Source organism: Halorubrum sp. Ib24, assembly GCF_002252745.1.
Lineage (GTDB): Archaea > Halobacteriota > Halobacteria > Halobacteriales > Haloferacaceae > Halorubrum.
The window spans coordinates 110,531-118,690 of sequence record NZ_NHOX01000020.1 but is presented as its reverse complement, the minus strand read 5'-3'; the positions used below and the strand labels follow the sequence as shown (position 1 = coordinate 118,690).

5 protein-coding genes and 1 pseudogene are annotated in these 8,160 nt (G+C 69.6%); 4 read left to right on the top strand and 2 right to left on the bottom strand.

Annotated features, from left to right (window positions below):
* The first annotated feature begins 608 nt into the window (after window positions 1–608).
* Both DJ82_RS15670 and DJ82_RS04880 read left to right on the top strand, forming a co-directional pair.
* Window positions 609–902, top strand: a complete 294-nt coding sequence (locus DJ82_RS15670; protein ID WP_394338185.1) for a hypothetical protein — start codon at window positions 609–611, stop codon at window positions 900–902.
* Window positions 903–2,260: 1,358 nt separating this feature from the next.
* Window positions 2,261–3,018, top strand: a pseudogene (locus DJ82_RS04880) (hypothetical protein); the annotation flags it as partial.
* 40 nt (window positions 3,019–3,058) lie between these two features.
* Here the strand turns inward: DJ82_RS04880 and DJ82_RS04875 are convergent.
* Window positions 3,059–4,624, bottom strand: a complete 1,566-nt coding sequence (locus DJ82_RS04875; protein WP_094581198.1) for a PAS domain-containing protein — start codon at window positions 4,622–4,624, stop codon at window positions 3,059–3,061.
* 74 nt (window positions 4,625–4,698) lie between these two features.
* Between DJ82_RS04875 and DJ82_RS04870 the strand changes: the two genes are divergently transcribed.
* Entirely contained in the window at window positions 4,699–6,180 is a 1,482-nt protein-coding gene (locus DJ82_RS04870) for an ATPase domain-containing protein (RefSeq protein WP_094581197.1), read from the top strand.
* Window positions 6,181–6,215: 35 nt separating this feature from the next.
* Here DJ82_RS04870 and DJ82_RS04865 read toward each other — a convergent pair whose 3' ends face one another.
* A complete protein-coding gene (locus DJ82_RS04865; protein WP_094557417.1) occupies window positions 6,216–6,803 on the bottom strand; it encodes a tRNA (cytidine(56)-2'-O)-methyltransferase in 588 nt (195 codons plus the stop codon).
* A gap of 226 nt (window positions 6,804–7,029) precedes the next feature.
* Here DJ82_RS04865 and DJ82_RS04860 point away from each other — a divergent pair, with 226 nt between their 5' ends.
* Complete coding sequence (locus tag DJ82_RS04860) at window positions 7,030–8,079, top strand: phosphoribosylaminoimidazolesuccinocarboxamide synthase (RefSeq protein WP_094581196.1); 1,050 nt, start codon at window positions 7,030–7,032, stop codon at window positions 8,077–8,079.
* The last annotated feature ends 81 nt before the right edge of the window (window positions 8,080–8,160 follow it).

The following is an 8,160-nucleotide window of genomic DNA, read 5'->3' as shown; positions in this document are numbered from 1 at the left end:
CGACAGGTGGTCTGGGGTCGACTGAGAGACCGCCTTCACGACTCAGGTGATCGGTCGGGCGCGTCTCGATTCTGTCGCGGGGCGACGTTGTAGAGGAAAGGTCGTGCTGACCGGGGGGAGCGTCACCGCGTACGACCGTCGACGGTACGACCGCCGTGGTGAACCGCGGGGCGAGCCGGCCGCCGAGAAAGGCGACCTGTCCTCGCCGTCCCCTCGGGAAGCGACCCACGGTCTCGTCGGGCCGCCGGTCGACCCTCGCGTCCGCGAGCCGGAATCGCTGCGTTCAGCACGATCGCCGTCGGCGGTGCGCGGTACCGAAAACGCCTTCGAACTCCAGCGCTGTTCCGCCGGCGTACGGAGCTGCCTGTACAGCCCGCGAGCTCCTCGACCGTCGGAGAACGTCGATACACGAGGTGTACTGCTCCGGTCGAGAGGTGCGCGGCAGTCGCGGTCGTGTCGAAACTCGTACATGGTCGGACGGCTCCGCCGGTCGAGGCAGTCTCGTTCGCGATCTCGCGCGTCCGTGTGACTGTCAGGTGAGACAGCCGGCGCTGACGGATGCAGCGCGACCGACGGCGACCGCGAGGTCGAATCGTCGGTTCACGGTCATGTACGAATGCAGCGCAATCTCCCGCGGAGGGTACAGCCGAATCGCGGCCGAGCCAGCCCCGGTCGGTCGGTGTTCTCGGTGCATGACGATGCTGTCTAAGATCGAGCCGCTCCACGTGACGATGTCCTGTGCGTGGCCCGCGAGGCTTCACCGTCGCGCGCTCCTCGCCGCGTGTCGCAGAGTTGACGTTGCCCGGGCCGTTCCCGCGCTGCCAGTCGTAAGGCGGTTCGCGCTCGTCGTCGGCGAGGCGGCTCGGCTCGGCGTCCGGGTCGCCGACGTCGCCGCCGTATGACGACCGGACCGGAGAGGTGGCTGGACGAGCCCGAACCGCTCGACGACCTGCGCGCGACCCCGTACCGATCTCGTGGCGGGGAGGAATCGCGTGCGAACCGTCGTCGTCACGATCGAGGTGCGACGTACTCCATCGCCGGCGTGGCGCGTGTGGACGATTCGCACGTTCGCGAGCACGTTTCGGGCGATCGGCGCTGCGGTTCAGGGTCATTTGGGGAGTCGTGGGCGGACTGCAGTCGAGGTATTCGGAGTGTTGGCACGAGGATCATCCCGTCGAGCGCGTCGGGGCGTCCCGATCGCGTAACCTTGTTTGCGAAGACCCACCGCACCATCGCCCGTCACGTCACTTGAGCATCGTCACGAGCCATCCGACGCGCCGTCATCGCATGGAGGTGTTTCCATCGCTTCGACGCAGCCGCACTCGGACACTCGAAGCCGAAGTCCATCGCTCGCGAACCGATAGCGGATAGAAACACCTCCAACAGAGGTGAACTCGTGGGTGGCGCTCGACTCTCCGCCCTTCGAGGGCCTCGAGGAACGGTAACATCTCCTCCTTCGAGGTTCTCCGGTGTTGTCGTATAGTCAATAGTGACGATTGTCGGGGCGTACGTCGGAGGTCGTCTCGTAACAGGATGAACGAGCGCGCGTCGGACGTCCGTGAGCTCCAACCCGAAGCTCGTCCGCCACTCCTCGTCGTGACCTCGCCCGTCGGACCGGACCGCGGCCAAGCCAACGTACGCCCGACCTCCCCGACGCTCCGGTCGGCAGTTACACCCCCGCTCCAGCCCCACGCGCAGGACTCCGGAGCCTCGAGGACACGACACGTCTCGGCAGCGGCGCTTCACGTCCTGATAGATGCCTAATCGGAACGGGCGCCTCTCAGCCAGATAATTAGTGGCAATTCGTTTATGATTACACCCTCGAAATGTCATACTCCGCCGACTATCGTCGGGTCCGCGTCGACCTAGGGATCCGACCGTACGCGGCACCGCCCTGCGTCGCGAGACCCACCACCTGTTCCGCAGTGGGTGAACTCCCGCGCGGCGCTCCCGCGCAAAGTTTACCCAGCCGTGTTTCTTCCTCAATTTACGATTCAAGCCGGGAGCGAAAGCGGTTCAGGAGCGACGTTCTCTGGGAGTACGTCGCACTCCGACGGTCGCGCACACGCAGCATTCGCCAGCCGGCGTTTCGCTTTTTCTGGGGGGAGCGTACGCGCACTCGCCCGCGCCGCTGCTCCTGCGCGTCGCTCCGCCGGACGACCGTCCGCTCGCAGCGGTCCCGCCGGTCGCCGCGCGCGCTGACCGCGGACACCCTCGCGCGCCGTGATCTCTTAGGGGGGTCGGATTCTGTCGGAGCCGCCCGGTGCTCGTCGACCGCGGATCGCGCCGCCTCCCTGAGGCCGATCGACGACCCGCCGGCGATTCGTCGCCGACCGCGTCGCGACACTCGCCGGGGAGGTCGGCGTCGACGTCCCGGCGGTGACGGTCGTCCGCGCCGACGCCGCCAACGTCGCCGTCGCGGACGGTCACCGGGGCGCGCGGCTCGTCGTCTCGACGCGGCTGCTCTCCCTCCCGGCGGCCGACCGAGACGCCGCGCTCCGCCACGCGCTCGTGCGGCTTCGGACCCGCGAGGCGGCGGTCACCACGGCCCTGCTGCCGGCGCTGGCGCTCGTCGAGACGGTGGCGCTGCTGGCGACGCTGCTCGTCGGCCGCCGCGCCGACCGGAGCGCGGCGGACCGGCGCGTCAACCGGATCCACGGGTACGAGCCCGAGGGGAACCGGATCCCGCCGCGGGCGTACACCGTCGCCGGCGCCCTGCTGTGGCTGCTCCTGCTGCCGGCGTGGGCGCCCGCGGCCCTCGGCGACCGGCTCTACGTCGGCGGCGGCCGCCGGGACGCCGACGCCGCGGTGGCGCGGCTCGGGAGCGCCGAGCGCGACGGGCTCGGGAACGCGGTCGCGTTCGCGGGCGAGGCGGCGGGCGCCGCCGACTGGCCGCCCCTGCTCGACCGGCTGTCGCTCGCCTCGATGGCGGACGCCGAGACGGGCCGCGTGCGGGGGACGAGCCGACAGGAGGCGCGCCTCCGGCTCGCGCTGCTGCGGTCGAAGCGGTCGCTGTGACGGGCGCCGACCGATCCGGGCCGTCGCGGCCGAGGCCGCCTCAGGGGTGCGCGGGCACGGCCAGCCGGAGCGTGGTCCCCTCGCTCGACGTGTCGACCGAGAACTCCCCGCCGGCCTTGGCCACGACCCAGTAGATCAGCCAGATCCCCAGCCGGTCCGCGTGGTTCAGCGACGTCTCGCCGAGTTCGAGCACGCGCGTCTCGTGGTCCGGGATGCCCGGACCGTCGTCCGCGATCTCGATCGCGAGCCACTCCCCCGACTCCCACTCGACGTCGACTTCGACCGACGGGCTCCGACCGTCGTTGTGCTTGACGGCGTTCTCCATTCCCTCCTCGATCGCCGTCACCAGTCCGGAGACCGTCGTTTCGAGCGGGTCGTCGGGCGGCAGCGAGAGGGTCACCGACGCCTCGGGATACCTGTCTCGAACCCTCGATCGCACCTCGATCAGGCGATCGCGGAGCGCGACGGCGGTCCCGGCCGTCGAGGGCCCCGAGAGCGTCCGGTCGAGCTTCTGGACCGCGGTGGCGAGCCCCATCAGGTCGTCCGTCGTCTCGTCGATCACCTCCAGCGAACCGAGCGCCTCGTCGTCGTCGACGGCCTGCCGCAGCAGTTCCGTGTACCCCGAGATGAGGTTCATCTTGTTCCGGAGGTTGTGGCTGAGCACGCGGTTCATCACCTCCATCCGGCGCTCCCGGATCTTCCGGTCGGTGATGTCCGTCTGAAACCCGACGTAGTGGGTGACCGTCCCCGCCTCGTCGCGGATGGGAGCGACCGTGAGTCGGTTCCAGAACTTCTGGCCGTTGCGGCGGTAGTTCAGGACGTCGACCCCGACCGGCCGCTCCTCGTCGATCGCCTCTCGGATCGCCGCGGTCGTCTCCGGGTCGGTGTCCTCGCCCTGAAGGAACCGGCAGTCCGAGCCGAACACCTCGGTGCCGTAGCCGGTGAGCGCCTCAAACTCGTCGTTCGTGTACACGAGCGGGTTGTCCCCGTCGCCGCTCTCGTCGACGTCGGCGATCGTGATCCCGACCGGCGCCTCGTCCATCGCGCGCTCCTTCAGTCGGAGGTCCTCGACGGTCTCTTCGAGCTTCCGCTCCCGGGCCGCGAGCCGGAGCGAGGTGCGACGCCGCTCGACGAGGTTGCCGACCCGGATGCGGAGGGCCCGCTTCCGAACCGGCAGCCGGATGACGTCGTCGACGTAGTCCCACGTCTTCTCAGCCGGGGCGCCCGCGCCGTCGCTCACGAGGAGGACGAACGGGAGGAAGACGGGAGCGGCCAGCTCTCGCCGCCGCTGGATCGACCCGGCGACGCGGTTGAACTCGCGGGCGTCGAAGACGCAGCAGTCGAACGTCGAGTCGAGCGACTCCACGTCGGTCGTCGCGTCGGTCCGGAACCGATCGCTCAGGGCCTCGGACACCAGCTCTCGGTCGCGTCCCGGCCGCATGAAAAGCAGTACTCGCGGGTCCCGGTCGGACTCAGGCGCGCCTCCGTTCGGGGCGTCGTCGGTCCGGTCCGCGGGTCCGATGTCGGCGGCCTCCTCGGCGGGCTTGTCGACGCCGCCGCCTCGGGAGGGCGCACCGTCGGCGAGCCCCTCTGGACCCGTGTCCATCTCTCGTGGACGGTGAGTACACGGCCACTAAGAGTTACCCATTCATTAACTACCCCGCGTGCGGAGGGATCGGTATGTCCGAGTCACTGCCCGAGCGCGTGTCGACCGGCATCCCGGGCCTCGACGAGATCCTGTCCGGGGGACTGATCCCGGATCGAAGCTACATGATACGGGGTCAGGCGGGCAGCGGGAAGACGATCCTCAGCCTTCACTTCCTCCAGCGGGGCGTCGACGAGGGAGAGACGTCGCTGTTCATCAACTTGGAGGAGGACGTCCGCGACCTCGAGTCGAACGCGGCGGCCCTCGGCTTCGACACGGACGCGATCGAGTTCCTCGACCTGAGCCCGGGCGCCGACGTGTTCACCGAGGAGCAGTCGTACGAGGTGTTCGCGCCGTCGGAGGTCGAGAGCGAGCCGCTCACCGAGCAGATCGTGGACGGCGTCACCGCGGTCGACCCCGACCGCGTCGTCGTCGACCCCTTGACCCAGCTCCGGTTCCTGCTGTCGGACGACTACCAGTTCCGCAAGCAGGTGGTCGGGTTCATGCGGTTCCTGAAGGACCAGGGCGCGACCGTGGCGTTCACGGTCCAGAACACCCCCTCGCTTCCGACCGACGACCTGGAGTTCATCACCGACGGGTCGATCCGGCTGGGCACGGAGGAGTACGGGAAGACGATCGAGGTGCCGAAGTTCCGCGGGTCGTCGACGCTGAACGGCGACCACGCCTACCGGGTGACCGACCACGGCATCGAGGTGTACCCGGCGCTGCACGCCGGGAAGCACGACGGCGACTTCGACTTCGAGCAGATCTCCTCGGGGATCGAGGGGGTCGACGAGCTGCTCCACGGAGGGCTCGAACGCGGCACGGTCAGTATCGTCAGCGGGCCGACCGGGGTCGGGAAGACGACGCTGAGCACGCAGTTCATGAAGGAGGCCGCCGAGCGCGGCGAGCGCTCGGTCATCTACCTGTTCGAGGAGAACCGCGAGACGTTCCTCACGCGCTCCCGCGCCGTCGACATCCCGGCCGACGAGATGATCGAGCGGGGGACGCTCCAGGTGAACGAGGTGGAGGCCCTCGAACGGTCGCCACAGGAGTTCGCCCGGATGGTCCGCGAGGAGGTCGAGGAGCGTGGGGCGGACATCGTGATGGTCGACGGCATCGCGGGGTACCGGCTCACGCTCCGCGGCGAGGAAGGGATGATGCTCCAGCAGATGCACGCTCTGGGGCGGTACCTCAAGAACATGGGTGCGACCGCCATCTTCATCGACGAGACGCGCAACATCACCGGTCAGTTTCAGGCGACCGTCGAGAACATCAGCTACCTCGCGGACAACATCGTCTTCCTCCGGCACTTGGAGGTCCAAGGCGAGATGCGGAAGGCGATCGGCGTCCTGAAGAAGCGGACGAGCGACTTCGAGCGGACGATCCGCGAGTTCCGGATCACCGAGGACGGCGTCGCGGTCGGCGAGCCGATGACGGGGCTCCGCGGCATCCTGAGCGGGACGCCGGAGGTCGTCGACGACGCGTCGGAGTTGGCGGGCATCGACGAGGAGTGATCCCGCCCCGGTAGGAGCGCGACGAGAGCCCCGAGTCAGTCCGGCCCGTCGTCGCCCTCGTCGGCGTCGACGACCGTCTTCCCGGTCGGTTCCGGGATCACCTTCCGATCTGCGTCGTCCCACTCGCGGTCCAGCTCGGTGCCCTCGAACAGCCGGTCTAAGAACACTGCGAGCCCGGCGACCTCGGAATGCGGTTGGTTCGTCACGCCCACGTTGAAGTCGGCGCGCTCGTACAGCGCCCACGGCACCTTCTCGCCGCCGACGACGACGAGGAGGTCGCGAGGCGTCGTCGGGCTCTCGGCCGCGTCCGGGAGCCCGGCCGCCTCCCGGATCTCCTCTTCGACGTCCTGCACGCGCTCGCCGTACATCGTGAGGTGGACGACGACGCCCTCCCAGCCTCGAACGATCGCCTTCTGGTCCCCGCGGAGCTCGACCGCGAAGGGGCCGCCGAACCGGTCGGTGATGTCCCGCACCGTCTCCGCGGACTGGCCGGCGTTGTCGGGGAAGACCACGCGGTCAGCGCCGAGCGCCCGGGCCGTGAGCCCGACGTGCGTCGTCATGCGGTCGTCGCGTCCGGGCCGGTGGCCGTAGCGGAGGACGGCGACCTCGCGCGCCTCGTGCATGAACGGCGATGCGCCCGCGACGGGTGTGGTCCTTTCGATGCGGTCGCGGCGGTCGGACCGGTCCTTTCGATGCGGTCGCGGCGGTCGGACCGGTCCGAGTCGCCGCCGGAGGGGACCGCGCAGTCGTCCGGGAACACAGCACAGTCGTGGATCGTTTATCCGATCGAACCCGGGAGGTGACCACGTAAGTGAAAGATTCATTGCGGAGGCGGTCGCCGAGTGTGGTATGACGAGCGTCAAGGAGTTCCGCGTCGACGAGCCCGCGACCGCCGACTCGCTCGGGCGGGGTCGGTTCGTCTTCACGGACGCGTACTCGGTGTTCGACTGGGGCCAGATGCCCGACGCGATCCCGCGGAAGGGCGCGAGCCTCTGCGCGATGGGCGCGTTCAACTTCGAGCTGCTGGAGGCCGAGGGCCTCCCGACTCACTACCGCGGGGTCGCGGACGCCGACACGGGCGAGACCGTCGCCCTCGCCGACGCGACCGCCCCGCCGACGGAGATGGCGATCGACCTGACGCAGGTCCCCGACCTGCCGTACGAAGGGCCCGAGGCCGGCTACGACTACGACGCCTTCCGCGCCGCGGGCGGCGGGAACTACCTCGTCCCGCTGGAGGTCGTCTTCCGGAACCGCGTCCCGATCGGCTCCAGCCTGCGACGGCGCGCCGACCCCGCCGACTTCGGCCTCGACGCGGACCCCGATATCGCCGCCGACGAGTGGCCCGACGAGCCGGTCGACCTGCCGGAGCCGGTCGTGGAGTTCTCCACGAAGTACGAGGAGCAGGACCGCTACCTGAGCCGCGCCGAGGCCGACCGGATCGCGGGCGCCGCCGACGTCGACGCCCTCGAGTCGCTCGCGCTCGACGTGAACCGCGTCGTCACCGAGCGCGCCGACGCCGTCGGCTTCGCCCACGAGGACGGGAAGATCGAGTGCCTCTACGCCGACGGCGAGCTCCGCGTCGCCGACGTGGTCGGCACGTTCGACGAGAACCGCTTCTCGTACGGGGGCCGCGGGGTCTCGAAGGAGGTCGTCCGGCAGTGGTACCGGGCGAACGACCCGGAGTGGGTCGAGGCCGTGAAGGAGGCGAAGGCGGCGGTCGCGGGCCGCGAGATCGACGACTGGCGCGAGCTCTGCGAGCGCGACCCCGAACCCCTCCCCTCGGCCGTCGTCGACGCGGTCTCCGAGCTGTACGCGGCCGGGACGAACGCCTACACCGACCGGGAGTGGTTCGACGTCCCGGACATCGAGGCCGCGCTCGACGCGGTCGATGGGCTGTAGGGAGAACTGGACGGTCGACTCCCGGGAACCGCCGACGAAATCCTCACGATCGACGAAACGCGAGGGAACCTCTTTACTCCC